Consider the following 25371-nt stretch of genomic DNA (forward strand, 5'->3'; position numbering starts at 1 on the left):
AGGGTGCTCCGGGCGCTGCCTGATAAATCACAGTGCGTCCCCGCGATTCGCTGACGTGCGAGGACGCCGGTGTCTTCACGCGCCCGGAGCCCTCGATCGATGTGAACCGGTGCACTCAGCCTTGCTCACCGCGTGGTCGGCCGGGTTGGGTCGGCGCATGGCCCTCATCGCATACGACAACGTGGACGCAGCGGCGTTCGAGGAGACCCGGCACCTGCGAGATGATGACCTCGCTACCTGGCGTGCCGCGATCGGCCGGCACTTCGAGCCCCGCACCGGGGCGCGCCTGCTCGACCTCGGATGCGGCACCGGCAGTTGGGCGCGGGCCTTCTGCACCTGGTGGCCCAGCGTCGAGGTCCTGGCGGTCGAGCCGTCGGCAGCGATGCGGGAGCGGGCGATGTTCCAGCCGGTCGTGGCCGGAGCGGCCGACGACATCCCTTTCCCGGATGCAAGCCTCGACGGGGTCTGGCTCTCCACCGTGATCCACCACGTTCCCGACCTGGAAGCCGCCGCCCGCGAAATCCGGCGGGTGCTGAAGCCGGGCGCACCGGTGTTGATCCGCTCCGCGTTCGCCGGCCGGCATGAAGCGATCAACCTGTTCCGCTTTTTCCCGGAAGCTGTCGCCGTGCTGGACCGCTACCCGAGCATCCCCGGGGTCGAGGCTGCGTTCGCCACCGCCGGCTTCGCGACGACCGGCTGCGAACCGGTCCCGCAAGTGACCGCCCCGTCAGTGACCGATGCCGCCGCCGCTCTGCAGCGCGAGGCGCATACGCCCCTGCAGTTAATCAGCGATGAAGCCTATGCGGCGGGCGTAGTCCGTCTGCAGGAGGCCGCACGAACCGAGTCTGGCCCGGTCGTCGATGCCCTCGACCTGCTGGTACTCCGGTGACCACCCGGTTGGCAGTGGTCACCGGCAGCAGTCGAGGGCTCGGCGCGGCCCTGACCGAGCATCTCGCCGACCAAAGTTGGAACGTCGTGGCCTGTGTCCGTTCAGAGTCCGCAGCCGTGTCGATCAAGCGGGCCGGCGTTGAACCTGTTCTGCATGACGTCCGGGACCCGGTGAGCGAGGCCCTCATGGCGGCTGTCCACGGACGGCCGATCGACGCGCTGATCAACAACGCTGGCATCGGAGCACCAGCCCGCCCGCTGGAGGACTGCGACTCCCAGACGATCCTGGACGCCGTTGACGTCAACGTCGCGGGTCCGATGCGCCTGACTCAGGCCCTGCTGCCAATGCTGCTGGCCGCACCCGCGCCGCTGATCATCAACGTGTCGTCCCGGCTCGGTTCGCTGGCTGCGCAGGCCGCGGGCGACTTCGCCGGCCGACGGACCAGCTACGCGTACCGCATCTCCAAGGCCGCTCAGAACATGCTGACGGTTGCCCTCGCTCAGGAACTTGCCGGTCGCGTACGGTGCTGGGCTGTCCATCCGGGCAGCCTCACCACCGCTATGGGAGCCGGCGACGCGGACACGTCGTCCCACGAGGCTGCCGTCCGGCTCGGTCATCTGCTGGACAGCTCCGACACCACGTCACCGCGCTACATCTCCTTGGAGGGCGCTGACCTTCGCTGGTGAGCCCCCTCGCCGATACCCGGCTCATTCTCGTCTGGCTCGCCGGGCACGAGGTGGAGGTAGCGGACCTTCTCCTCTCGTTCCCGCAGCCGGGCTTCGTATTCCGGCTTGAGCTGCCAATGCAGCTCGCGGGCGTACGCGGCGACGTGCTTGAGCCGTTCCTCGGCCTCCTCGCGGAGGCGGCGTTCCTTCTCGATGGTCGCGTGGGCGGCTTCCAGTTGCCGCGCGAGGTCGGCGGCGGAAACTTTGGCGCCGGCCAAGCCGAGTTGCGCCTGGACGAGGGCGGGGACGACGGCTTTGGCCTGATCGAGCAGGTCGGCATGGTCGCGGTAAGTCGCTGATCGGGCTGCGGGGGCGATCGTGGTGATGGACTTCTTGTTGACCGGCATGTCCGCCGCGGCGAGGGTGACCGCGGCGATGACCAGGCGCAGCGCAACGGGTACGCCTTCCTGGCCCATGAGGTCGGTGGTCAGGTCCTCGCCGGCCTCGATACGGGCGGCGACGCGGGTGAGGGCTGCTATGTCGTCGCTGCTCATGCCCTGTCTTCCAGTGCGGCTCGGATGTACTCGTCGATGTGTGCCGTGATGATGTCCTGCAGTTCGTCGTCGGTGGTGTCGGCGAACTCCGCGGCGATGTCGGGGTTGGCGTCGTGCATCTTGTCCGCGGCCCGGCGCAGGACATCGGACTTGAGCGCGAGATGCTGGCGGCGCATGAGTTCGTAGCGGGCCCGGTCTGCGGGGGCCATGACGGAGTTGCGGCATTGGCCGGGCAGGCAGAGCCGGAAGTCGGGCTTGCCCTTGCCGCCGCAGAGGGCGCCTTCGATCTGGTAGAGGCAGAGCGTCAAGGGACCTTGCTCGATGTTGCGGTTGCGTTTGCCCAGCGTCTTGAGCCTGGCTGGCGTCAGCGGCTGCGGGTTGGACAACGCGGCCCGGTTCGTCTCGATGGTCTGGTCGAGGCGTGCCTGCCCCTTGCCGGTGAGTTCGGGCCGGTGGGTGTAGGCGCGGTGCAGCCGGCGGCCGGCGTCCTGGTGGACGAGGTCGGTGGCCTCGTCGGGGTCGATCGGTGTGATCAGTTTGTAGACGTCACCGACGTAGCCGCGGGCGACGGCGGCGGTGTCCCACTGGCCGAAGGCGGCGGCGAGGGCTTGGCCATGCTCGCGGACGGCGTATGCCTGCGCGCTGGTGATGCGGACGTTTCGCATGGAGATGTCGATGTCGTCGAGGGATCGCTTGGTGACACCGCGGTCGTAGAGTTCCCGGGCTCCTTCCTTGAGCATTTTGAGGAAACTGAGGTCGAGGTAGAGGCCGTCACGGGCCATCCCATGGCTTCTCTTGCCCAGCGGCGTGGCGAGGAGCTGGTCGAACAGGAAGGGCACTCCGGTGGTGTCGCTGCGGCGAGGTTCGTAGCCGAGTGCTCGCTGCAGCCGATGGAGTAGGGCGATGATGCGGGCGACGCGGCCGTTGACCACGACGCTGGTGGGGACGGCGGCGTGCCGGTTCTTGGTCTTGTAGGCCGACAGGGTGTGCTTGATGTAGGTGCTGCCGTCCGGCCGGGTGAACTCCTGAGTTTTCAGCGGGTCGAAGGGCAGGACGGACAACTGGCTGTCGCGCAGCATGACGGTGGCGGCGAGGTAGTACATCGCGTAGTAGACGAGGCGTCGCTGCCAGATGTCGAGGCTCTCCTTGGAGGCGATCAGCCGTTCGGTCCAGGCGATCCGTTCGCCGGTGCGGCTGGGCAGTTCGCCGACGGGTAGAGGGCAGGGGCTGAGCGTGGCGGTCAGTTGGACGGTGTCGCGCAGTTGCGACATGGTCCACCGTCCGGCGAGATATGCCTCGTCGGCGTCGTAGACGCCGAGCAGCCGTGCCAGCGGGGCGTGTGCCAGGGTGAGCCCGCCGTTGAGGTTGCGGGAGCCGGGGATCTTCCCGCTGTTCTCGTGCGCGATGCGGGCCGTCAGGTCGAGCATGGCCTCGAAGGTGTCTTGCCTGCTCATCGGCGGTTCGGCGCTGGCGTTCTCGGTCCACCACTCGATGTGGGCAACGATGTCCTCGGCGATGTGGTCGAAGACCCATGCCACGAAGCCGAGGGCGTGGCCGACACCTTCGTGTGGGCGGACCGCGTTTTGCTTGGTACGGCCTCCGAACAGTTCGACGGTTTCGCGGCCGTCGAACGGCGGGGCGTCGCCCAGCAAGCCGGACCGGTTGGCGATCTCGGTGACCTGCCAAAGGGTGATGAGTTGCTGAGCCCGGCCGCGGCCCGTGGCGTTGGACAGGGTGCTGCCGGCCTGTTTCTCCTTGACGCTCTGGGGCTGGACCAGCAGGACTACCAGTCGTGCCCAGTCGTCGCTGTCGAACCGGGTGATGTGCTGCTGGTCGATGATCGTGAGGGCATGGCCGAGCATCTTGATGTTGCCCTGCGCGGTGACGGGCGCGACCGGCTCCTGCACGTTGGGCCAGGTCTGAGCCATCGGGTTGTCGGCACGGTCGATGGCGAGAGCAGGGTTCATCTGCAGCACCGCCATCTCCTTCGCGGCGTCACGCCAGCGCTCGGCGACCGCGGTGAAGTTGATGCGGGTCATCGCCCCGGACTTGTCCTTCCAGGTGCGGTGACCGGCGAGGTCCCAGACGTCTTCGCTGAACAGGACAACGCGTTCGAGGTCCTCCCCGCCGGGGATCAGGTCGTTGAGTCGCTCGTCGTCGCGGAACAACAGGCTGGCACTGCGGCCCCAGTCGAGCGGGAAGAGTGGCAGGACCTCAGCCATGGCGCATCTCCATGTACATGCCGGTGACGGTCAGGATGTGAGGGACGAGATCGGTGGATCGTTTGATGTTGCCGACCACCATGGGCGGGAACTTGTCGAGGCACGCTTGGGCGTAGAACCGCAGGTGGGAGGCTTGTCCTTGCTCCCATTCGACGGGGTCGTTGCGTTCGATGATGTCGCCGAGTTCGACGGCGGCGAGCAGACCCGGAACGTGGTCGACGGTGCGGTAGCCGTTGGGGCAGGTGAAGCAGGCGACGATGCCCAGATCACAGCGGCGGCCGGAGCCGTCCGGGGCGTTACCGCCGGAGGTGCAGACGCCGATCTCGACGTCCATCACCTTGCCAGGGTCGACGGCTGCCAGGTCAGCGGCGGGTCCTTCGGAGGCGTCGGCGACGACGGTGAATCCGGCGACGGCATCGTCGTGGAACGCGTTCTGTGCTGCCGTGGCGTGCTTGTTGAAGACGTGGTCGGGCAGCACGTGCGCGGTGTAGTGCAGTTTCGTGCTCGGCGTGTGGCCGTGGACGTCCGCCGTGAGGCCCTCCCCCATCGCGCGGCGCTGGGCGACATAGCGCAGCGCCGACAGTCGGAGGGAGACTTCACTGCGCGGGCCGGCCGTGGCTTCGTCCCAGTGTTTGTCGAAGGCCGGCGACTTCCAGGCGTTGATGCGCCGAAACTCGTTAATGACCTGCGCTTCGACTGGTTCGGAGGCGTGTTCGACGTAGATGCGGTCGACGACGGCCGCCGGGGTGCCGGCGGAAGTGGTCAGGTCGCGCCGGGAAAATCGTGCGAGGCGGGTGAGGCCGGTCATCGTCTCGACGACCCCGCCCGCGGTGTAGATCGAGGTCAGGCGGGTGGGCCGGGTGTCCTCGGAGTGGTTGCGGGCCTTGACGTTGTGTTCGAGCGCGTGGTCGCTGCCCAGGTAGGTGAGGGTGTCGGCGTCTTTCTGCAGCAGGACGGAGGCGTTGAAGCCGCTGTTCTCGCCGAGGCAGTGCAGGATCAGCGCGGCGGTGATGAGGATGTTGTCCGGGTAGAGCGCGCGGCCGATTGCCTTGATCTGCGGTCCTCGGAGCGGGCTGGTCCGGTTGTACTTGATGTAGCCGAACATGCGCGGGTGGGTCAGGGCCCAGGCGATCTGCTGCTCGTAGGGCGCGGCGAGCGATGGTTGCGGAGCGCCGGGCCGGGAGACGTCAGGGTGTGCGCGTTCAGCCCAGTCAATGAGTTCCTGGGTCGGGACGCGGAGCCAGCCGCGACCGGTCACGTCGTACCCGAGGCGCTCGAAGATCTCCCGCTGAGCAGCGAAGTATTCGGTGTAGACGGCCTTAGCCGCTGCCTCGATGGCGTCGCTGACCGCATCGTCATAGATGAACGGCGTGGATTCCTCGGCCTGGAAGCGGCTGTTCTTCAAGGCGCGGCTGATGGCGACACCATTCGGGTGGTTGTCCCGAACTGTGCGCGCCAAGAGCCAGCAAGCGGACCGCTTACGGTTGCTGTTCAACGGATCGTAGAGCGAACGAAGTGTCGCCACGTCGAGCCGAGCATCGGCGAAGGTCTCGAATCCCTCTTCATAGAGCCGTCGGAGCATTGTCGTCGCGTTGAAGACGTTGTTCGTGAGTGTCACTGAGGACTCCCACGCGGAGTCCGCGTCTCCGTTGTCGCCGACCTTGATCGAGTCGGCCATGGCCTGCAGCATTTGCTCAGCGGCGGGAGTGTGGTCGACGTGCAGCGTGACGACTTGCGGCTGGTAGGCGGCAGCATGCTGGAAGGTGATGGACAGCCGTCGCTTGTCGACCTTGTTGATGCGCTCGATCTCGTACGTGCCGCTGCGGTGGCCGCGGGTTGCGTGTGCCATCAGAACCGTCCGAGGAAGTGGTCGACCGGAATGCTGAGGAACCGGTGAGCGGTTTGGGTGTAGAGGCGGGTGGACTGTTCGCTGGCGTGGCCGAGGGAGAACTTGACGAGTTCGACGGCGGCGGCGATGTGGTCGACCTTCCAGTCTTCGCGTCGTTGCTTTTCGACGATGTCCGCGACGACGCCTCGGTAGATCGCGACGGTGAGATGAACGGCATAGGTATGCCGGAGGTCGTGGATTCTGTAGTTCTCCGGGAAGTCGCGGTCGATGCGTTCGCGGACGAAGGTGCGCGCCGTTTCGATGGCGTGCTGGAGGCTGCGGTAGGCGAGCGGCTCGCCGGTGTACTCGTTCAAGAACAGGACCGGGCTCGCGCCCTCGGGCGTGACAAGGCGCCGGCGGAAGTCCGCGTCGGCGTCGATCCATCGCTTGCTCGCGACCGTGCCGGGCTCGTCCGCGGTCCGGTAGCGGACCGTGGTGGAGTCGGCCGATTCGATGTGCAGCGGCTGAGCCGGGCGGTAGGTCGTGCGGGCGACCAGGTCGGCGCGTGCGCCGTCGAGGTACTCCCGGACCGCGGCGAGGTGGTGGGTGAACACGAGAGCGTCACCACCGGCGTCGCCCTTGGTGATGTGGTCGGCGACGCGCATCGTGGTGAGTGGGAGCCTGCTCACCTGCGGGATCTCGTAGACGGTGATGTTGGCGAGGTTGTTGCGGCGGACGCCGGTGGCCAGGCCGAGCGCGAAGATTGCGTGGTCGCGGTCGGCACCGAGGTAGGGGTCCTGGTTGCCGTCGAGGTCGGTGCGGAGCGCGCCCATGAGCAGGTACTGGGCGTACTCGGGTGTGATGGGGAGGCCGGCCGAACCGGTGTTGCGGCGGCGCGGTTGGTACTTGGCGATCGTGGTGCCCGTGCCGCCGTCTCGCCGGGTGACCGTGATGATCTCGAACGGCGGTAGGTGCTGGTAGCGGCGTTGGGCGTACTCGTAGAAGCGCTTGATCACGGACGCTGCGTGGGCCCAGCCACCGGAGGTGAGCCGGGCCTCGTCGTCGGTGCCGTACTGGCGCTGGCGGTAGTAGGCGGCGAAGTGGTCCTCGGTGGCGGCGAGGACGGGGTCGCGGCTGTCCTCGTAAGGGTGCAGGCCACGGGTGTTGCAGAGGTAGTCGAGCCAGCCGGCGAGGTCGGAGGCGAGGCGACGGGCGGTAGCGAGGTTCGGCCGGACGGTGCAGTGGTGGCGCAGAAAGTTGCTGGTCGGGGTGTGGATACGGCCGTTAACGGTGATGAACGGCGCGAGAACTCGGTCGGTCACGTCGACGGGCAGGGCGTTCTCGCCGAGAACGGCGGCCACGACGGCTGGGTCGTACTCGATGGGTTCGTTGACCTTGATGGTGTGCGGCACGGGCGTGGGTCCTCCTCCGGTCAGGTGTCGTTGCCTGCCGAACCCAGGTCGTGTCCGCGGCCTGAGCAACGGAAAAGTCCCCCGGACAGTAGTGCCCGGGGGACATCCCTTTGGTCAGACTCGCCGATGACTCGCGGATCTCAACGTGCCCCTGGAGGGGACACGCTGAGAATGGTCACACTCAGCTGCAGCCGGAGGTCGAGCCGCAGCCCTCGCAGACGTAGCAGCTGCCCGCGGGGCGCATCTTGGTGCCGCAGGTGAAGCAGAGCGGGGCGTCGGCGGAGGTGCCGAGGACCAGCTCGAGGAGCTCGGTCGAGGAGTGGGCGCTCTTGGGCGCCTCCTTCTCGGCGTCCACCGGGGCCGGGACCTCGGCGGCCGGGGCGCTCGCGGCACCCACCGGGGCGGAGACCGGGGCCGACGCGGCCATGCCGGCCAGGTCGACGCCGGCGACCTCGGCCGCCTCGGCCTGGACCTGGGCCGCGCGCTCCTTGGCGGTGAAGATGCCGAGCTCGGCGCGGGTGTCGTAGGGCAGGAAGTCCAGCGCCAGGCGACGGAAGATGTAGTCCATCACCGAGGACGCCATGCGGACGTCCGGGTCGTCGGTCATGCCGGCCGGCTCGAAGCGCATGTTGGTGAACTTGCTGACGTACGTCTCCAGCGGGACGCCGTACTGCAGCCCTATCGAGATCGCGACGGAGAAGGCGTCCATGACGCCGGCCAGGGTCGAGCCCTGCTTCGACATCTTGAGGAAGACCTCGCCGAGGCCGTCGTCCGGGTAGGACGACGCGGTGAGGTAGCCCTCGGCGCCGGCGACCGAGAAGGACACCGTCTCCGACGGGCGCTTCTTGGGCAGGCGCTTGCGCACCGGACGGTACTCGATGACCTTCTCGACGGCCTTCTCGGCCTCGGCCTTCTCCTCGACGGGAGCGGCGGCCTTGTTCGGCTTGGCGACCGAGAGGGGCTGGCCGACCTTGCAGTTGTCGCGGTAGATCGCGAGCGCCTTGAGGCCCAGCTTCCAGCCCTGGAAGTGGACGTTCTCGATGTCCTCGACGGTCGCCGACTCCGGCATGTTGATCGTCTTGGAGATGGCGCCCGAGATGAACGGCTGCACCGCGGCCATCATGCGCACGTGGCCCATCGGCGCGATCGAGCGCTCGCCCATCGCGCAGTCGAAGACCGCGTAGTGCTCCGGCTTGAGGCCGGGCGCGTCCTGCACGTTGCCGTGGTCGGCGATGTGCTCGACGATCGCCTCGACCTGCTCCTCCGGGTAGCCCAGGCTGCGCAGCGCCCGCGGGACCGTCTGGTTGACGATCTGCATCGAGCCGCCGCCGACGAGCTTCTTGAACTTGACCAGGGCCAGGTCGGGCTCGACGCCGGTGGTGTCGCAGTCCATCATCAGGCCGATGGTGCCGGTCGGCGCGAGGACCGAGGCCTGCGCGTTGCGCCAGCCGTTCTTCTCACCGATCTTGATGCCGTCCTGCCACTGCTTCGTGGCCTCCTTGACGAGCGCACCGGCCACCGGGCCGTTCGGGCGGATCTCGTCGTTGGCGGCGGCGTGCTTGCGCATGACGCGCTTGTGCGCCTCGGCGTTGCGCGCATAGCCCTCGTACGGGCCCACGACGCCGGCGATCTCGGCCGAGCGGCGGTACGCGACGCCCGTCATCAGCGAGGTGATACCGGCGGCGACGCTGCGGCCGCCCTCCGAGTCGTACGGCAGGCCACTGGCCATGAGCAGCGCGCCCAGGTTCGCGTACCCGATGCCGAGCTGGCGGTAGGCCCGCGTGGTCTCGCCGATCTTCGGGGTCGGGAAGTCGGCGAACGCGATCGAGATCTCCATGGCGGTGATCACGAACTCGACGCTCTTGACGAACTTCTCGACCTGGAAGCTGCCGTCCGCGTTGAGGAACTTGAGCAGGTTGAGCGAGGCCAGGTTGCAGGACGAGTCGTCCAGCGACATGTACTCCGAGCACGGGTTGGACGCGGTGATGCGGCCGGTCTCGGGGTTGGTGTGCCAGTCGTTGATCGTGTCGTCGTACTGCAGGCCGGGGTCGGCGCACTCCCACGCGGCCTTGGCGATCTCGGTGAAGAGGTGCCGCGCGTCGATGCTCTCGATGACCTCGCCGTGCAGGCGGCCGCGCAGGTCGAAGGTGGTGCCCTCCTCGACCGCGCGCATGAACTCGTCGCTGACGCGCACCGAGTTGTTGGCGTTCTGGTACTGCACCGACACGATGTCGCTGCCGCCCAGGTCCATGTCGAAGCCGGCGTCGCGGAGGGCGCGGATCTTGTCCTCTTCGCGGGCCTTCGTGATGACGAACTCCTCGATGTCGGGGTGGTCGACGTCGAGGATGACCATCTTCGCGGCGCGGCGGGTCGCGCCACCGGACTTGATCGTCCCGGCGCTCGCGTCGGCGCCGCGCATGAAGCTGACCGGGCCGCTGGCGGTGCCGCCGGAGGAGAGCAGCTCCTTGGAGGAGCGGATGCGGGAGAGGTTGACCCCGGAGCCGGAGCCGCCCTTGAAGATCAGGCCCTCTTCCTTGTACCAGTCCAGGATCGAGTCCATCGAGTCGTCCACGGACAGAATGAAGCACGCGCTGACCTGCTGCGGCGACTTCGTGCCGACGTTGAACCACACCGGCGAGTTGAAGCTGAACACCTGGTGCAGCAGCATCCAGGTCAGCTCGTGCTCGAACAGCTCGGCGTCGGCGGGCGTCGCGAAGTAGCTGTGCTCCTCGCCGGCCTTGCGGTAGGTGTGCACCACCCGGTCGATGAGCTGCTTGAGCGAGCGCTCCCGCTCCGGCGAGCCGACCGCGCCCCGGAAGTACTTGGTGGTGACGATGTTGGCGGCGTTGACGCTCCAGAACGACGGGTACTCGACACCGCGCTGCTCGAAGTTGATCGAGCCGTCCCGCCAGTTCGTCATGACGACGTCGCGGGACTCCCACTCGACCTCGTCGTAGGGGTGGACACCCTCGGTGGTCCAGACCCGCTCGACCCGCAGCCCCCCGACTGCCGAGCCGTTGTTCGCGGCCGCGCGGTTCCGCTGCCGTCCTGCTGTCACGCCGTCTCCGGCCATGGTGTGTGCTCCCCCTCGACGATCACGGCTTCCCCACCGCGATCCCATTCATTCCAGCCGTCTTCTTCTCCCGGTACGCCCGAAGCGTCCCGGAACCGCGCGGCGCCCCGTGGCGGCGGTGCAGTACACGCGCTGGTGGTGCAGGTGTCGCTTGCCGGGATCGGGCAGCCCGCGGTCGTCGTGACCCGCAGCGCGCTCCCGGCGGTTGGTGTTTCACGGCCCGTGTCCCGTGCTGGTCACGGCCCGCTCGCCGACCGGTGCGCCTCCGCCCGGCCGGCTCGCCCGGTCAGGGCGCCCGGTCGGTGACCCGCGGCGCCCGGCTGCCCCCGGACCTGGTGCTGACGATGTGCCTCTCGGCGGTCTCGCCTCTGTTTCCGGCCTCGCTCGCGGCTTTGCCGGCGGCCTCGCTCGTGTCCTTGCCGGCGGCCTCGCTCGCGTGCTTACTGGCGGCCTCGCTCACGGATTTGCCGGCGGCCTCGCTCGCGTGCTTACTGGCGGCCTCGCTCACGGATTTGCCGGCGGCCTCGCTCGCGCCGGTCTGCTTCGTGCGGGCCGCGCGCAGCTCGGTGATCTCGCGCTCGAACTCGTCGAGCGAGTCGAACGACTTGTAGACGCTGGCGAACCGCAGATAGGCGACCTGGTCGAGCTCCCGCAGCGGCACGAGGATGGCCAGGCCGACCTCGTGGCTGGGGATCTCGGCGGCGCCCTTGGCCCGGACCGTCTCCTCGACCTTCTGCGCGAGCAGCGCGATCGAGTCCTCGTCCACGGGCCGCCCCTGGCACGCCTTGCGCACGCCACTCATGATCTTCGTGCGGCTGAAGGGCTCGGTGACGCCGCTGCGCTTGACCACGGCGAGCACGGCCTCCTCAACCGTCGTGAAACGCTTGCCACACTCGGGGCACGAGCGGCGGCGGCGGATCAGCTGGCCGTCGTCGGCCTCCCGCGAGTCGACGACCCGCGAATCCGCGTGCCGGCAGTACGGACACCGCACGGCAATCCCCCCGTCCCCCGAACGTCACCAGGGCGCCGTTCCCGGGCGGTGAAACACGGTCTGCCTCCGTGATCCGGGCACGCCGAACCGCAGTCCGAGGTGATCGTTTTCCGCCTCGGAGCTGTGGACGAGCCTGTGGATGACGAAGGGCCGAGACCCCAACCTGTGGACGACTTACACCCTTGTAACTACTAGATGTTGGGGTCGACGTTAGGCCGATGCGTACGCCGACGCAAGTTCACCGGCGCGTCGGCGCGCCGTATTTTTCGGCTCGACACGACGGGTGCCACGGCAGTCACGGGCAGCACCCGAAGTCCTTGATCCACATCACGTTTGGCGGCCGGACGCCATGATCGCCATGGATGAATCGGTCGCCGCCGGACGAACCGCACGGGCCCCCGCGACGCCGGCGTGGGGATGGTCACCAGGGTCGGACATCGGGCCCGGATCGCGGGCCCGGGCGGGACAGAACTCCTCCGCGAAGGGGACACCGGCCACCCAAAAGTGATCATGCACCCCTCCCGTCCCAAGAACGCCGACAACGGCGCACGTCGCACGGCACGCGAGGCGTAGCGCAACCGCGAGGCACGTGGCGAGGCGCAGCGACGCATAGCGTGGCGTCGCATGGCGTGGCGTCGCGTGGCGTCGCATGGCGTGGCGGCGCGACGCAGGGCGGCATGGCATGGCGTGGCGGCGCATGGCGTGGCGGCGCGACGCAGGGCGGCGCAGGGCGTGGCGGCGCGGCGTAGGGCGTGGCGGGGAGACGCGGCGCATGGCGCGGCGGGGCGACGCGTGGCGACGCGTGGCGCGACGGGGCGGGGCCGGGCGCGACGGGGCGGGGCGGGGCGCGACCAGGCGGGGCCGGGCGCGACGGGGCGGGGCGCGGCGGGGCAACAGGGATTGGCGGGCGCTCATCAACCGGGGAGGACGAGGCTCTGGCCGGGCCGCAGGAGCGGGTCACTCAGTCCGTTGAGCCGCTCGATGTCGGACACGACCTCGCTCGCGGGGCGGCCGGGCGCCACCCGCTCGGCGATGGACCACAGCGAGTCGCCCTCGTGCACCACGACCGACGGGCCGGGGCGGGGCACCTCGTCGGCCCGGGAGGCAGTGGCCCACAACACGGCACTGGCCGAGCACCAAGCCGCGAGGAAGAGGCTCAGGAGGACGACGCGGCCGCGCCGGGTCAGCCGCAACGGGGCGGGCCGGGGACGCACACCGGTGGCTACCACGGCATTCACCTTCTCCGGGACTGCGGATAGGACACGCGTTCGATCGAACGCCTGTCCGATGGTCTATCAGAACAGGCGTACGGAAGTCGAGCACTTCCGAGCGACACGCCGCAGGAAAGTCGTACAGATGTTTGAAAATGTCGCACCGCGCCTATACGGTCGTGCACGAGGGTTTCCGGGCCGTCCAGGACCATCGCGTGGGTCCGGATCGCGCTGGAGATCCTCGCCAAGAGGGGTCAGCCGGGCATTGCGTCATCCCCACGGCCACTGTCCGGCTCCGCGAGAGCACCACGTGCCCATGGGCACTGGCCGACAGGAAGGGCCGCGACGTGTCGACCGACGATCGGACGAGCCGGCAACAGCAGGACGCCATGACGGAAGCCGCCGGGGCCAAGGCGGCCGTGCGCCGGCGCACCCCCGCCCGGGCGCGCAGCGCCGACGCGCCGCAGCTGCGCTCGGTCACCCCGGTGGTCAGCCAGTTCCCCGACCTCGTCAGCGCCGACCTGACCGCCCGGCAGCGGCGCATCCTGGAGTTCATCAAGGACTGGGTGGAGCGCTACGGCTACCCGCCGAGCGTCCGCGAGATCGGCGAGGCCGTCGGGCTCGTCTCGCCGTCCAGCGTGGCCTACCAGCTGAAGGAGCTGGAGAAGAAGGGCTTCCTCCGCCGCGACCCCAACCGTCCGCGCGCGGTAGACGTCCGCTCCCCCAGCGACCTGGTCGACGACGAGGCACTGCGCTCGGCCCGGCCCGCCCCGGCCTACGTGCCGCTGGTCGGCCGGATCGCCGCCGGTGGCCCGATCCTCGCCGAGCAGGCCGTCGAGGAGTTCTTCCCGCTGCCCCGCGAGCTCGTGGGCGAGGGCGAGGTCTTCATGCTCGAGGTCAAGGGCGACTCGATGATCGACGCCGCCATCTGCAACGGCGACTGGGTCGTCGTCCGCCAGCAGCCCACCGCCAACGTCGGCGACATCGTGGCCGCCATGATCGACGGCGAGGCCACGGTCAAGAGCTACCGCCAGCGCGACGGCCACGTCTGGCTGATGCCGGCCAACCCCGCCTTCGACCCCATCCCCGGCGACGACGCCGTCGTCATGGGCCGCGTGGTCGCCGTCCTCCGCCGCGTCTGACCCCTCACCACGGGGCCCCTCCGCAACGCCCTTTCGCACCAGGGGCCCTTCGTCACACGGTGTCCCTCCGCCAGGTGCGACCCCACCACGGCAGCGAAGGCCGGGGTGGCCGGATGCACCGCAGGCGTAGACCAAGGTGACCGGACATGACGTTGGGCGCTGCTGGAGAAGCAGCGCCCAACGCGTCTGGAGCGGAGCCGGTCACGATCCGGGAGAAGCGGATCCTGACGAGCGGGCCGACGGACGCGGATCGCGGCGAGCGGACCGGCGAACGCAGACCGCGGCGAGCGGACCGGCGAACGCAGACCGCGGCGAGCGGACCGGCGAACGCAGACCGCGGCGAGCGGACCAGCAAAAGCGGATCGCGGCGAGCGGACCGGCGGAACGTGACGAGCGAGCCGACGGAAGCGGACCGGGAGGTCAGCGAGGGTTGCGGCCCTGGTTCGGGTCGTCGCCGGGGCGGCGGGGCGGGTTGGCCGGCCCGGGACGCTGGCCGTTCCCGGCCGGGCCGCCGCCGGCCGGGCCGCCGCCGACGAAGCCGGACGGGCGAGCCGAGCCGGACGCCTGACGACCACCGCCGCCGCCCTGCGGGTTGCCGCCGTAGACGCCGCCTCCCGGGCGGGGCTGGCGGCCGCCGGGCTGCTGACCACCCCGGCTGGGCGGCGGAGTCGCGGCGCCACGGCCGGGCTGGCCACCACCCTGCCCGGGCTGCTGACCGCCGGCCGGGCGACCTTGCTGACCACCGGCGGGACGACCGGGCTGGCCACCGGCGGGCCGACCCTGCTGACCCCCGGCGGGACGACCTTGCTGCCCGCCGTCGGGCCGGCCCTGCCCACCCTGCGGACGACCCTGCTGACCACCACCGGGACGACCCTGAGGACCACCGGCCGGACGGCCCTGCTGGCCGCCACCCGCGCCACCAGCCGGACGACCCTGCTGGCCACCGCCGGCACCACCGGGGCCACCGGCGGGACGGCCCTGAGGACCACCGCCCGGACCACCGGCGGGACGACCCTGCTGACCGCCGCCCGAGCCACCACCCGGGCGCCCCTGAGGACCGCCGCCGGGACGACCCTGCGGACCGCCGGCGGGACGACCGGGCTGACCGGCCCCGCCACCCGGGCGAACCGGAGCGGCTCCCCCACCGGGACGACCGCCTTGCGCAGCACCGCCCGGCCCGGCAGGACGGGCGGCACCCGCGGCCCCACCCGGACGGCCGGACTGCGCCCCACCCGGACGGCCCGGCTGAGCAGCGCCGGCAGCCGCGCCACCGGGACGACCAGCCGGAGCGGCGCCCGCCGGACGACCCGGCTGAGCAGCACCCGCCGGACGACCCGGCTGAGCAGCGCCCGGACGCCCGCCCGGACCACCGGACCCGGGGCCACCGGCCGCGGGCCCGCCACCGGGTCCGCCGCCGTAGACGCCCTTGCCCTGTTGCTTCGCGCCGTAGACCGGGCCGGAGGCCGCCGCGCCGTACGTGCCGGCGGGCGGCCCGCCCACGGTCAGCAGCTCGGTCGCGGCGTCGGCCGGCTTCGGGCTGCCCAGGAGGTCGTCGTCGGCTTCCTTGAGGGCGGACGGCGCCTCGGCCGGGTGCTTCTTGCGGTGCCGGACGATGCCGAGCACGCCCGCGCCCACCAGCAGGAGGCCGATGATGCCGACGCCGGCGACGAGCCAGGTGATGTCGGAGAGGGTGAGGTCGGAGTACCAGCTCTTGCCGTCGCCGCCGCCCGTGCCGCCCTTGTCCGCCGCGGCCTTCACGACCTCGGTGGCCGGGGTGTAGCGGAGGATGTAGTTGTCCGGCGGGTCGCTGGTGAAGCTGCCCAGGTCGGAGACCGTGACGAAGTTCTTGCCGTCGGGCGTGTAGGAGATCGCCTCGCCGAAGGGCTCGTTGGGGAGCCCGGTCGCGCGCGGCTTGCTTTTGAGGGAGGCCACGACGTCGCCGCCCTTGACGTCCCACTCGTACGCGGCGAGGTAGGACCGGATGACCACCTTGCCGCCGCCGGGGGCGATCGCGCCGCCCGTGGCGACGCTCTGGGCGAGCTTGGCGAACGGGGTGCCGGCGGTGTCCGTGCGCGGGAGCTCGACCGACCCGACCTTCGCGAGCGGGACGCCCTCCTTGTTGTTCGTCTTGAGGGCGGCGGTCGGCTTGTAGATCTGGGCCGCGCCGGAGACTTCCTTGGTGATGATGAGCGGCTTGCCGTCGCCGTCGAGGAGCAGCGTCTCGGCGTCGTGCTTGTCGCCCGACGGGTAGGCCAGACGGTGGATCTTGGGCTTGGCGGAGAGGTCGGCCGGCATGCTCCACAGGGCGATCGTGGGGCGCGGCTCGAGCTCGTCGTTGCGGATGGCGTTGTCGCCGGTGTCGGCGATCCACAGGGTCTCGCCGTCCGGGGACAGGACCATGTCCTCGGTGTCCCCGGGCCCGTCACCGCTGAAGGAGACCGAGTCCTTGATCGCGCACTTGCTGCTGAGCAGGAAGATCTTCTTCTTCTCGTCAGACTGCGAGCTGTCGTTGACGGCGATGTAGCCGTCGTCGGTCGCGACGATCCCGGACAGCTCGTTGAGCAGCGGATCAGTGACCTTGCACACCTTCTTGCCGGCCGCTGCCTTCGCCGTGGACGTCGTGGACGCGTCCTCGGCGGAGGCGGGGCCGGCACCCACGATCACGAGGCCGGAGGCCACGATGATCGGGAACACGAGACGCCGCATCCGATCAGTGTCGCATGCGCTGCCGAGTATCGGTGTTACGCGTGGATCAAGGCTGGCGGAACGGCGCCCACGCAGGCACGGAACGGGTGGAAGCGGCCACTGTGCGAGTCGATGTCACATAGCGCGCGTGTCAGCGAAACGCACAGTAGCCCTCATATCCACAGTGGAGCCGACGCCGCCGCGAGGATCCACGGCAGCGGCCGCTCAGATCCGGTAGTTCTCCAGATCGGCGGCCAGCGCCTCGTCGATCCGGACCCGCAGCTCGGTCCCGACCTCGGTGTGCCGGGTGTCGAGCACCTGACCCCGCCGGTGGATCCGGGCCACCAGGTCACCCCGGTCGTACGGCAGCAGCACCCGCAGGTCCACCGCCGGCCGCGGCAGCCGCTCGGCGATCGCCGCGTGCAGCCCGGCGATGCCCTGACCCGAGTGCGCCGACACGAAGACAGCGTCCGGCCAGGTCCGCTTGAGGCGCAGCAGCGTCTCCTCGTCGGCCGCGTCGACCTTGTTGACCACGAGCAGCTCGGGGATGCGGTCGGCACCCACCTCGCCGAGCACCTCGCGCACGGCCGACACCTGACCCTCGGGATCGGGGTGCGAGCCGTCGAGCACGTGGACGACCAGGTCCGCGTACGCGACCTCCTCCAGCGTCGACCGGAAAGCCTCGACGATCTGGTGGGGCAGGTGCCGCACGAACCCGACCGTGTCGGAGAGCGTGAACACGCGCCCGTCCTCGGCGGCCGTCCGGCGGGTGGTCGGGTCGAGGGTGGCGAAGAGCGCGTCCTCGACCAGCACGCCCGCCTGGGTCAGCCGGTTGAGCAGGCTCGACTTGCCGGCGTTGGTGTAGCCCGCGATGGCCACGGCGGGGACCCCGTTGGTCTGCCGCCGCGAGCGCTTGGTCTGGCGTACGGTCCGCATGGCCTTGATCTCGCGCCGCAGCTTGGCGATGCGGTGGTTGATCCGGCGCCGGTCGGTCTCCAGCTTGGTCTCACCGGGACCACGCGTGCCCACGCCGCCGCCCGCCCCGCCGCCGGCGCCACCGCCCTGGCGGGACAGCGACTCACCCCAGCCGCGGAGTCGCGGGAGCAGGTACTGCAGCTGGGCCAGCTCGACCTGGGCCTTGCCTTCCTTGCTCTTCGCGTGCTGGGCGAAGATGTCGAGGATCAGCGCCGTGCGGTCGACGACCTTGACCTTCGTCTGCTGCTCGAGGTTGCGCAGCTGGGACGGCGACAGCTCGCCGTCGCAGATCACGGTGTCGGCGCCGGTCGAGAGGACCACGTCACGCAGCTCCTCGACCTTGCCCCGGCCGATGAAGGTGGCGGAGTCGGGCCGCGAGCGGCGCTGGATGAGGCCCTCGAGCACCTGGGAGCCGGCGGTCTCGGCCAGCTGGGCGAGCTCGCTGAGCGAGTTCTCCGCCTCGGCCACGCTGCCCTCGGTCCAGACGCCGACCAGGACGACGCGCTCGAGCCGCAGCTGCCTGTACTCGACCTCGGTGATGTCCGTGAGCTCGGTCGAGAGCCCGGCCACGCGCCGCAGCGAGTGCCGTTCCTCGAGCTCCAGCTCACCTGTCGTTACGTCGGGTTCGAAAAGCTCAGTTCGCAAAAGTGACCTCCTCAGCCCGATGGTGGCACGCCGGGCTCCCGGGCGCATCCATAAAAGCGGGCCGAGCGTTCTCGATTGAGTGCTTGACTCTTCAGTAACCACCGCGCTGGATGCGACATTCCGCCAGGGGCGAGAATGCGAGGATTCACCCGCCAACGACGGAGGGACTCCCGTGGTGACCACCCGCCTGCCCAGCGCAGGATTCTCGATCACGATCCGTATCGCTGTGACCGCCGACGCGTCCGCGATCGGCCGGCTCACCACCTGCGTCGGCGAGGCCGGCGCGATCGTGACGGCCCTCGACGTGGTGGACTCCGACCCGGGCCGCGTGCTCGTCGACCTCACGTGCGACACCGCCGACTCGAGCCACGCCGACCAGGTCGTCAAGAGCCTGGAGGAGCAGGACGGCGTCGACGTCCGCAAGGTCTCCGACCGGACCTTCCTGCTGCACCTCGGCGGCAAGATCGAGGTCTCCTCGAAGGTCGCCCTGCGCAACCGTGACGAGCTCTCCCGGGCGTACACGCCGGGTGTCGCCCGCGTCTGCATGGCGATCGCGGAGAACCCGGCCGACGCCCGCCGCCTCACCATCAAGCGCAACACGGTCGCCGTGGTCAGCGACGGCTCGGCCGTCCTGGGCCTGGGCAACATCGGCCCGGCCGCCGCGATGCCGGTCATGGAGGGCAAGGCGGCGCTGTTCAAGCGGTTCGGCGGCGTGGACGCGTGGCCGGTGGTGCTCGACACGCAGGACACCGACGAGATCGTCAACATCGTCCGGGCGATCGCGCCCGCCTACGGCGGCATCAACCTCGAGGACATCGCCGCGCCGCGGTGCTTCGAGATCGAGACGCGGCTGCGCGAGCTGCTGGACATCCCGGTCTTCCACGACGACCAGCACGGTACGGCCATCTGTGTGCTCGCCGCCCTGACGAACGCCCTGCGCGTGGTCGGCAAGAACCTCGCCGACGTCAAGGTGGTCGTCTCCGGGGCGGGGGCGGCCGGCACCGCGATCATGAAGCTGCTGCTGCGCCAGGGCGTGGGCGACATCATCGCGTACGACCGGAAGGGCGCCCTGCACCGCGGGATGGACGACCTCAACGACACCTGGCAGTGGCTGGCCGAGAACACGAACCGCGACAACTACTCGGGCGACCTGCCGGGCGCGATCGTGGGCGCGGACGTCTTCATCGGCGTGAGCGCCCCGAACCTGCTCACCGGCGACGACATCGCGCGGATGGCCGAGAAGTCGATCGTCTTCGCGCTGGCCAACCCCGACCCGGAGGTCGACCCGCGGGAGGCCCGCAAGCACGCCGCGGTGGTCGCCACGGGCCGCTCCGACCAGCCGAACCAGATCAACAACGTGCTGGCCTTCCCCGGCGTCTTCCGCGGCATGCTCGACGTGAGCGCCGAGGAGTTCACCGAGGAGATGGCGCTCGCGGCCGCCATGGCCATCGCGAACGTGGTCGGCGAGGACAAGATCAACCCGACCGTCATCATCCCGAGCGTGTTCGACGCCCGGGTGACCCCGGCGGTGGCCGCGGCGATCCGCGCGACCGTCAAGGGCACCCCGGCGCCGCACAACGAGGCCGCCGCGCCTCAGGCGGAGCTCGCGGAGGCTCCCGCCGAGACGTTCTGAGCCCACCCGGTCAGCTCGCCGGTGCGGTCGGTGATCAAACCGGCCACACCGGCGCTGATCAGGTCGGGCCAGAGGGTCATGTCGTTCGCGGTCCACGGCATGACCCGCACGCCCGCGTCGTTCAACGCCGCGACGGTGGACGGCGAGCCCAGGACCGCGTTCATCGACGGGTTGACGTAACTGACGCCGAGTTCCCGAGCGACCTCGAGCTGTGAAGTGTCGAACTTGTCGCGCAGCAGCCCGCGACGCACGTCCGGAGGCACCAGCCGCACGACCTCGGGATCGAAGCTCTGCACGACCGTGCGCTCGATCAGGCCCGCGTCGGCGACCAGGCCCAGGATGTTCTTGACCTCGTCCAGCGTCGCGGGCGGCTTGATCTCCAGGAGCAGCTCCGCCTCGGCGGGTGCGAGGGCGTCGAGGACGTCGGTCAGCCGCGGCACGCCGACACCCGCGTAGGACGCGGAGAACCACGCCCCCGCGTCGAGGGCGGCGATCTCCTCCGACGTCAGCTCCCACACCTTGCCCGAGCCGTCGGTGGTGCGGTCGACGGTGCGGTCGTGGATGACCACGGGGACGCCGTCCGCGGTCGTCCGCACGTCGAACTCGATGAACGTCGCCCCGGCGAGCACTCCCGCGGTCAGGGCGGGCAGCGTATTTTCGGGCGCCACGGCCGAGTAGCCGCGATGTGCCACGCGGTGCAGCGCCGGTCGGTGCGCGGTGTCACCGGCCGGCTGGCGATCGAGCGGCATCAGAGGGTGACCTCCCCGGTCGCCACGAGCACCGCGGGCCCCGCCAGCCACCACCGCCCCTCGGCGTCGGCGGTCACGAGCAGCCGGCCGCCGGGCACGTCGACGGCGACGCGGCCGGTCGGGAGCCCGGCGTTGCGCAGCGCCACGGCACCGACCGCGAGGGCGCCGGAGCCACAGGACAGGGTCTCGGCGGAGCCCCGCTCGTAGACCCGCATGTGCACGTGCAGGTCGGCGCCCGCCACGGCGTCACCCGGGGTGGTGAACTCGACGTTGACCCCCTCGGGGAAGACGACCGGGTCGAAGCCGGGCGCCAGGTGCAGATCGAGGGAGTCGAGGCGCACCCCGTCGTGCAGGGCGGCGACGAGATGCGGGTTGCCGCAGTTGACGGCGATGCCGGGCAGGGTCAGCGGGCCCACGGTCGCGGTGCCGGCCGCGTACACCTCAGGGGTGCGCATGTGCACGGAGATGAGGTCGCCGTCGGCGACCGCGACCACGACGCCGGACCGCGTGGCGATCGGCAGGCCGCCGGGGCCGAAGGACGCCAGCTCGTGGGTCACCAGATAGCGCGTGAAGACGCGCACGCCGTTGCCGCACATCTCGGCGAGCGACCCGTCCGCGTTCCAGTAGTCCATGAACCACTCGGCCTCGGCCGCGAAGCCGGCCCCCTCGGGGTGCTTGGCGCTGCGCACGACGCGGAGCACGCCGTCGGCGCCGATGCCGCGGTGCCGGTCGCAGAGCGCCGCGACGAGCTCCGGAGTCAGCTCGAGCGCGCCGTCGGGGTCGGGGAGGATGACGAAGTCGTTGCCGGTGCCATGGCCCTTGGTGAACAACACGCGGTCCATCATTCCCCAGCGGCGCGAACGGCCGCCAACGCCCTGTGGACAACGTCGGGGCCTGCGGCGTCGAGCCAGACGACGCGCGGATCGCGGCGGAACCACGAGCGCTGGCGGCGGACGAACCGGCGGGTGCCGCGTACGGTGTCGTCCTTGGCCTCGGCTTCTGTCATGTTTCCGTCGATCTGCGCGAGCGCCTGCTGATAGCCCAGCGCCCGGCTCGCCGTGCGTCCCTCCCGCAGACCGGCTTTGTCCAGCTCACGCACCTCGTCGAGCAGACCCTGCGCCCACATGAGGTCCACCCGCTGAGCGATGCGCGCGTCCAGGTCCGTCGTGTCCCGGTCCACCCCGATCTGTACGGAGGGATAGTGCGGCGTCGGCGCGGGCAGGTGCGCGGTGAACGTGGCGCCCGTCATCTCGATCACCTCCAGCGCGCGCACGATCCGCCGTCCGTTCGTCGGCAGGATCTTCGCGGCGGCCTCCGGATCGTGGGTGCGCAGGCGCTCGTGCATCGTCTCCGCGCCGGCGACCGCCAGTTCCGCCTCGAGCCGTTCCCGGATGGCGGGATCCGTGCCGGGAAACTCGAATTCCTCGAGCACTGCCCGGACGTACAACCCCGAACCCCCCACCAGCAGGGGTACGCGCCCCCGCGCCAGGATCTCGTCGACGGCGGCCCGCGCGACCCGCTGGTACTCGGCCACACTGGCGGGCTCGGTCACGTCCCAGATGTCGAGGACGTGGTGCGGAACGCCCGCGCGCTCGTCGAGCGGCAGCTTGGCGGTGCCGATGTCCATCCCGCGGTAGAGCTGCATGGAGTCGGCGTTCACGACCTCGCCGCCCAGGGCCTCGGCCAGGGCGAGACTGAGGGCGGTCTTGCCCGCCGCGGTGGGGCCGACGACGGCGACGACGCCGGGAGAAGGGAGCAATGGCACGCAAGCCACCGTAACGGGCTGGTCACGGTCATCTTCCGCGGCTTCCCCCTGACCGGGTTGGACCTGTGACAATGCGCGAGAAAGAATGCCGATGGAATGATGGCATTCGACTGCGCCATGGCGGTGCGTACGGGCGACGGAGCCCGAGACACCGGGAAGACGAGGATGGGCTCATGAACGACTGGACGACCTTCGGGCGCGTGGACGCCGACGGCACCGTCTACGTCAAGACAGCCGAGGGCGACAAGGTCGTCGGCTCCTGGCAGGCGGGCACGCCGGAGGAGGGCCTGGCTCACTTCGCGCGGCGCTTCGCCGACCTGGTCACCGAGGTGGACCTGGTGGAGGCCCGGCTGAAGTCCGGCGCCGCCGACGCGGCGCACTCGCTGAGCAGTGTCAAACGGCTGCGGACGACGCTCGACGAGGCCCACGTGGTCGGCGACATCGACGGGCTCGCCGCCCGGCTCGACGCGCTGACCACGCTCGCCGACGCCAAGGCGGACGAGGCCAAGGCCGCCCGCGAGCTGGCCCGCACCGAGGCCCTGGCCCGCAAGACGGCGCTGGTCGAGGAGGCCGAGACGATCGCCGCCGAGGCGACCGGCTGGAAGAGCGCGGGCGACCGGCTCAAGGAGATCCTCGACGAGTGGAAGACGATCCGCGGCGTCGACAAGAAGACCGACGGCGAGCTGTGGAAGCGCTTCGCCGCCGCCCGTGACGGCTTCACCCGCCGCCGCGGCGCGCACTTCGCCACCCTCGACGGTCAGCGCAAACAGGCGCAGACCGCCAAGGAGGAGCTGGTCAAGGAGGCGGAGACGCTCTCCACGTCCAGCGAGTGGGGCCCCACGGCCACCCGGCTCAAGGACCTCATGACCGAGTGGAAGGCGGCGCCCCGCGCGGCCAAGGAGGCCGAGCAGCGCCTCTGGGAACGCTTCCGGGCCGCCCAGGACGCCTTCTTCACCCGCCGCAGCGAGGTCTTCTCGGCCCGCGACGCGGAGTACAAGGGCAACCTCGAGAAGAAGCAGGCCGTCCTGGCCGAGGTCGAGGCGCTCGACGTCGACGCCGACCCGCGCGGCGCCCAGAACAAGCTCCGCGACCTCCAGGCCGCCTGGCACGACGCCGGCCGCGTGCCCCGCGAGTCGGCCGCTTCCCTGGACCGCCGCTGGCGGGCCGCCGAGGAGCGCATCCGCGTCGCGATGGACTCCGCGTGGCGCAAGACCGCGCCGGAGGACAACCCGCTCCTGCGCCAGATGCGCGACCAGGTCGCCGAGGCCGAGGAGAAGCTGGCCCGCGCCCAGGCCGCCGGCGACAAGCGCCGCATCAAGGAGGCCGAGCAGGCGCTCGCCACGAAGAGGCAGTTCCTGGCGCTGGCCGAGCAGGCGCACTGACACCGGTCAGACGATGAAGGGCCCCCTCGTGGGGGCCCTTTTTCGTGCGGTCAGCCGATGCCGCAGCCGTCGGCGGCCGGGAGGGGGGCCGGGACGCCGATGGTGGGGAGGCCCAGGGAGACGCCGGGGAATTTCGGGGTGTGGCCGGCTTCCCAGGCGTCGCCCGCGCGGGTGCGGCGGTGGGAGAGCGGGGCGCCGTCGGCGTTGAGGTGGTGCGGGGCGGCGTACGTGATGGTGGTCTCGATGATGTCGCCGGGACGTGGGGCGGTGTCGCCGACGGCGAAGTGGACCAGGCGGCCGTCGCGGGCGCGGCCGCTCAGGCGGCCCGTGCGCTCGTCCTTGCGGCCCTCGCCCACCGCGACCAGGACCTCGACCCGCTCGCCGACCAGGCGCTTGTTCTCCGCCCAGCTGATCTCCTCGAGGAGGGCGATCAGCCGCTCGTAGCGCTCCTGGACGACCTGCTTGGGCAGCTGCTCGTCCATGGTCGCGGCGGGGGTGCCGGGGCGCTTGGAGTATTGGAACGTGAAGGCGCTGGAGAAGCGGGCGCGGCGGACGACCTCGAGGGTCTGCTCGAAGTCTTCCTCGGTCTCGCCGGGGAAGCCGACGATGATGTCGGTGGTGATCGCGGCGTCGGGCATCGCGGCGCGGACCTTGTCGATGATGCCGAGGTACTTCTCCGAGCGGTAGCTGCGGCGCATCGCCTTGAGCACGCGGTCGGAGCCGGACTGCAGCGGCATGTGCAGCGAGTGGCAGACGTTGGGCGTCTCGGCCATGGCGGCGATCACGTCGTCGGTGAAGTCCTTGGGGTGCGGGCTGGTGAAGCGCACCCGCTCGAGGCCCTCGATCGTGCCGGTGGCGCGCAGCAGCTTGCCGAAGGCGAGCCGGTCGCCGAACTCGACGCCGTAGGAGTTGACGTTCTGCCCGAGGAGGGTGACCTCGAGCACGCCCTGGGCGGCGAGCGCCTCGACCTCGGCGAGGATCTCGCCCGGGCGGCGGTCCTTCTCCTTGCCGCGCAGCGACGGAACGATGCAGAAGGTGCAGGTGTTGTTGCAGCCCACGGAGATCGAGACCCAGCCCGCGTACGTGGACTCGCGCTTGGTGGGCAGCGTCGACGGGAACACCTCGAGGCTCTCGAGGATCTCGACCTCGGCCTCCTGGTTGTGCCGGGCCCGCTCGAGCAGCGCCGGCAAGGACCCGATGTTGTGCGTGCCGAAGACCACGTCGACCCACGGCGCCTTCTTGACGATGTCGCCGCGGTCCTTCTGCGCCAGGCAGCCGCCCACGGCGATCTGCATGCCCGGGTTCTTGAGCTTGGTGGGGCGCAGGTGGCCGAGGTTGCCGTAGAGGCGGTTGTCGGCGTTCTCCCGGACCGCGCACGTGTTGAAGACCACGACGTCGGCCGCGTCGGCGTCGGCGGCGCGGATGTAGCCCGCGTCCTCCATGAGGCCGGAGATGCGCTCGCTGTCGTGCACGTTCATCTGGCAGCCGTACGTGCGCACGTCGTAGGTGCGGGCGGCCGCGGGAGCAAAGTCAGTCATAGCAATTTGAAG

The 25371-nt window shown here is 70.3% G+C and carries 17 protein-coding genes and 1 pseudogene; 5 read left to right on the forward strand and 13 right to left on the reverse strand.

Translation table 11 applies throughout. The annotated features are described in order from the left end of the window. Positions 1-157 precede the first annotated feature (157 nt). Complete coding sequence (locus RAN62_RS02355) at positions 158-889, forward strand: class I SAM-dependent methyltransferase (RefSeq protein ID WP_305782742.1); 732 nt, start codon at positions 158-160, stop codon at positions 887-889. Continuing rightward, a complete protein-coding gene (locus RAN62_RS02360) occupies positions 886-1575 on the forward strand; it encodes an SDR family NAD(P)-dependent oxidoreductase (protein ID WP_305782743.1) in 690 nt (229 codons plus the stop codon). Before RAN62_RS02355 ends, RAN62_RS02360 begins: the two co-directional genes overlap by 4 nt. On the opposite strand, the gene RAN62_RS02365 is transcribed toward RAN62_RS02360, so the two are convergent. The 7 genes and pseudogenes from RAN62_RS02365 to RAN62_RS02395 all read right to left on the reverse strand — a co-directional run bounded on the left by RAN62_RS02365 (position 1539) and on the right by RAN62_RS02395 (position 12863). Further along, positions 1539-2108: a hypothetical protein gene (locus RAN62_RS02365; protein WP_305782744.1), complete on the reverse strand. Its 570-nt coding sequence runs from the start codon at positions 2106-2108 to the stop codon at positions 1539-1541. The genes RAN62_RS02360 and RAN62_RS02365 overlap by 37 nt on opposite strands. Continuing rightward, positions 2105-4330: a hypothetical protein gene (locus RAN62_RS02370; protein WP_305782745.1), complete on the reverse strand. Its 2226-nt coding sequence runs from the start codon at positions 4328-4330 to the stop codon at positions 2105-2107. The genes RAN62_RS02365 and RAN62_RS02370 overlap by 4 nt, the downstream gene beginning before the upstream one ends. Beyond that, complete coding sequence (locus tag RAN62_RS02375; RefSeq protein ID WP_305782746.1) at positions 4323-6179, reverse strand: hypothetical protein; 1857 nt, start codon at positions 6177-6179, stop codon at positions 4323-4325. The genes RAN62_RS02370 and RAN62_RS02375 overlap by 8 nt, the downstream gene beginning before the upstream one ends. Beyond that, positions 6179-7570, reverse strand: coding sequence for a site-specific integrase (locus RAN62_RS02380; RefSeq protein ID WP_305782747.1), 1392 nt, complete (start codon positions 7568-7570; stop codon positions 6179-6181). The genes RAN62_RS02375 and RAN62_RS02380 overlap by 1 nt, the downstream gene beginning before the upstream one ends. Positions 7571-7751: 181 nt before the next feature. Beyond that, positions 7752-10643, reverse strand: a complete 2892-nt coding sequence (locus tag RAN62_RS02385; RefSeq protein ID WP_305782748.1) for a vitamin B12-dependent ribonucleotide reductase — start codon at positions 10641-10643, stop codon at positions 7752-7754. A gap of 532 nt (positions 10644-11175) precedes the next feature. After that, positions 11176-11634: pseudogene (gene nrdR, locus RAN62_RS02390) on the reverse strand (transcriptional regulator NrdR); the annotation flags it as partial. Positions 11635-12548: 914 nt separating this feature from the next. Then, positions 12549-12863 (reverse strand): LysM peptidoglycan-binding domain-containing protein, encoded by a 315-nt coding sequence (locus RAN62_RS02395; RefSeq protein WP_305782749.1) that lies wholly within the window; start codon positions 12861-12863, stop codon positions 12549-12551. A gap of 371 nt (positions 12864-13234) precedes the next feature. On the opposite strand from RAN62_RS02395, the gene lexA reads away from it, so the two are divergent. Next, positions 13235-13987, forward strand: a complete 753-nt coding sequence (lexA, locus tag RAN62_RS02400) for a transcriptional repressor LexA (RefSeq protein ID WP_305783046.1) — start codon at positions 13235-13237, stop codon at positions 13985-13987. A 420-nt stretch (positions 13988-14407) separates the two neighbouring features. On the opposite strand, the gene RAN62_RS02405 is transcribed toward lexA, so the two are convergent. Continuing rightward, entirely contained in the window at positions 14408-16693 is a 2286-nt protein-coding gene (locus RAN62_RS02405; protein WP_305782750.1) for a hypothetical protein, read from the reverse strand. A 204-nt stretch (positions 16694-16897) separates the two neighbouring features. Further along, positions 16898-18340, reverse strand: coding sequence for a GTPase HflX (gene hflX / locus RAN62_RS02410; protein WP_438874452.1), 1443 nt, complete (start codon positions 18338-18340; stop codon positions 16898-16900). 124 nt (positions 18341-18464) lie between these two features. Between hflX and RAN62_RS02415 the strand changes: the two genes are divergently transcribed. After that, entirely contained in the window at positions 18465-19925 is a 1461-nt protein-coding gene (locus RAN62_RS02415) for an NAD-dependent malic enzyme (RefSeq protein WP_305782752.1), read from the forward strand. On the opposite strand, the gene RAN62_RS02420 is transcribed toward RAN62_RS02415, so the two are convergent. From RAN62_RS02420 to miaA, 3 genes are read right to left on the reverse strand one after another with little or no spacing between them, the layout of a single operon-like run. Continuing rightward, a complete protein-coding gene (locus RAN62_RS02420) occupies positions 19886-20674 on the reverse strand; it encodes a glycerophosphodiester phosphodiesterase (protein ID WP_305782753.1) in 789 nt (262 codons plus the stop codon). The two genes, RAN62_RS02415 and RAN62_RS02420, sit on opposite strands and share 40 nt — an antisense overlap. Further along, on the reverse strand, positions 20674-21507 hold the full coding sequence (gene dapF, locus RAN62_RS02425; protein WP_305782754.1) for a diaminopimelate epimerase: 834 nt from the start codon (positions 21505-21507) through the stop codon (positions 20674-20676). Before dapF ends, RAN62_RS02420 begins: the two co-directional genes overlap by 1 nt. Positions 21508-21515: 8 nt before the next feature. Beyond that, positions 21516-22448, reverse strand: coding sequence for a tRNA (adenosine(37)-N6)-dimethylallyltransferase MiaA (miaA, locus tag RAN62_RS02430; RefSeq protein ID WP_305782755.1), 933 nt, complete (start codon positions 22446-22448; stop codon positions 21516-21518). 164 nt (positions 22449-22612) lie between these two features. Here miaA and RAN62_RS02435 point away from each other — a divergent pair, with 164 nt between their 5' ends. Next, positions 22613-23821: a DUF349 domain-containing protein gene (locus tag RAN62_RS02435; RefSeq protein WP_305782756.1), complete on the forward strand. Its 1209-nt coding sequence runs from the start codon at positions 22613-22615 to the stop codon at positions 23819-23821. Positions 23822-23871: 50 nt separating this feature from the next. On the opposite strand, the gene miaB is transcribed toward RAN62_RS02435, so the two are convergent. Next, a complete protein-coding gene (gene miaB, locus RAN62_RS02440) occupies positions 23872-25359 on the reverse strand; it encodes a tRNA (N6-isopentenyl adenosine(37)-C2)-methylthiotransferase MiaB (protein ID WP_305782757.1) in 1488 nt (495 codons plus the stop codon). Positions 25360-25371: the final 12 nt, after the last annotated feature.

It is taken from the genome of Symbioplanes lichenis, from assembly GCF_030709675.1.
Lineage (GTDB): Bacteria > Actinomycetota > Actinomycetes > Mycobacteriales > Micromonosporaceae > Actinoplanes > Actinoplanes lichenis.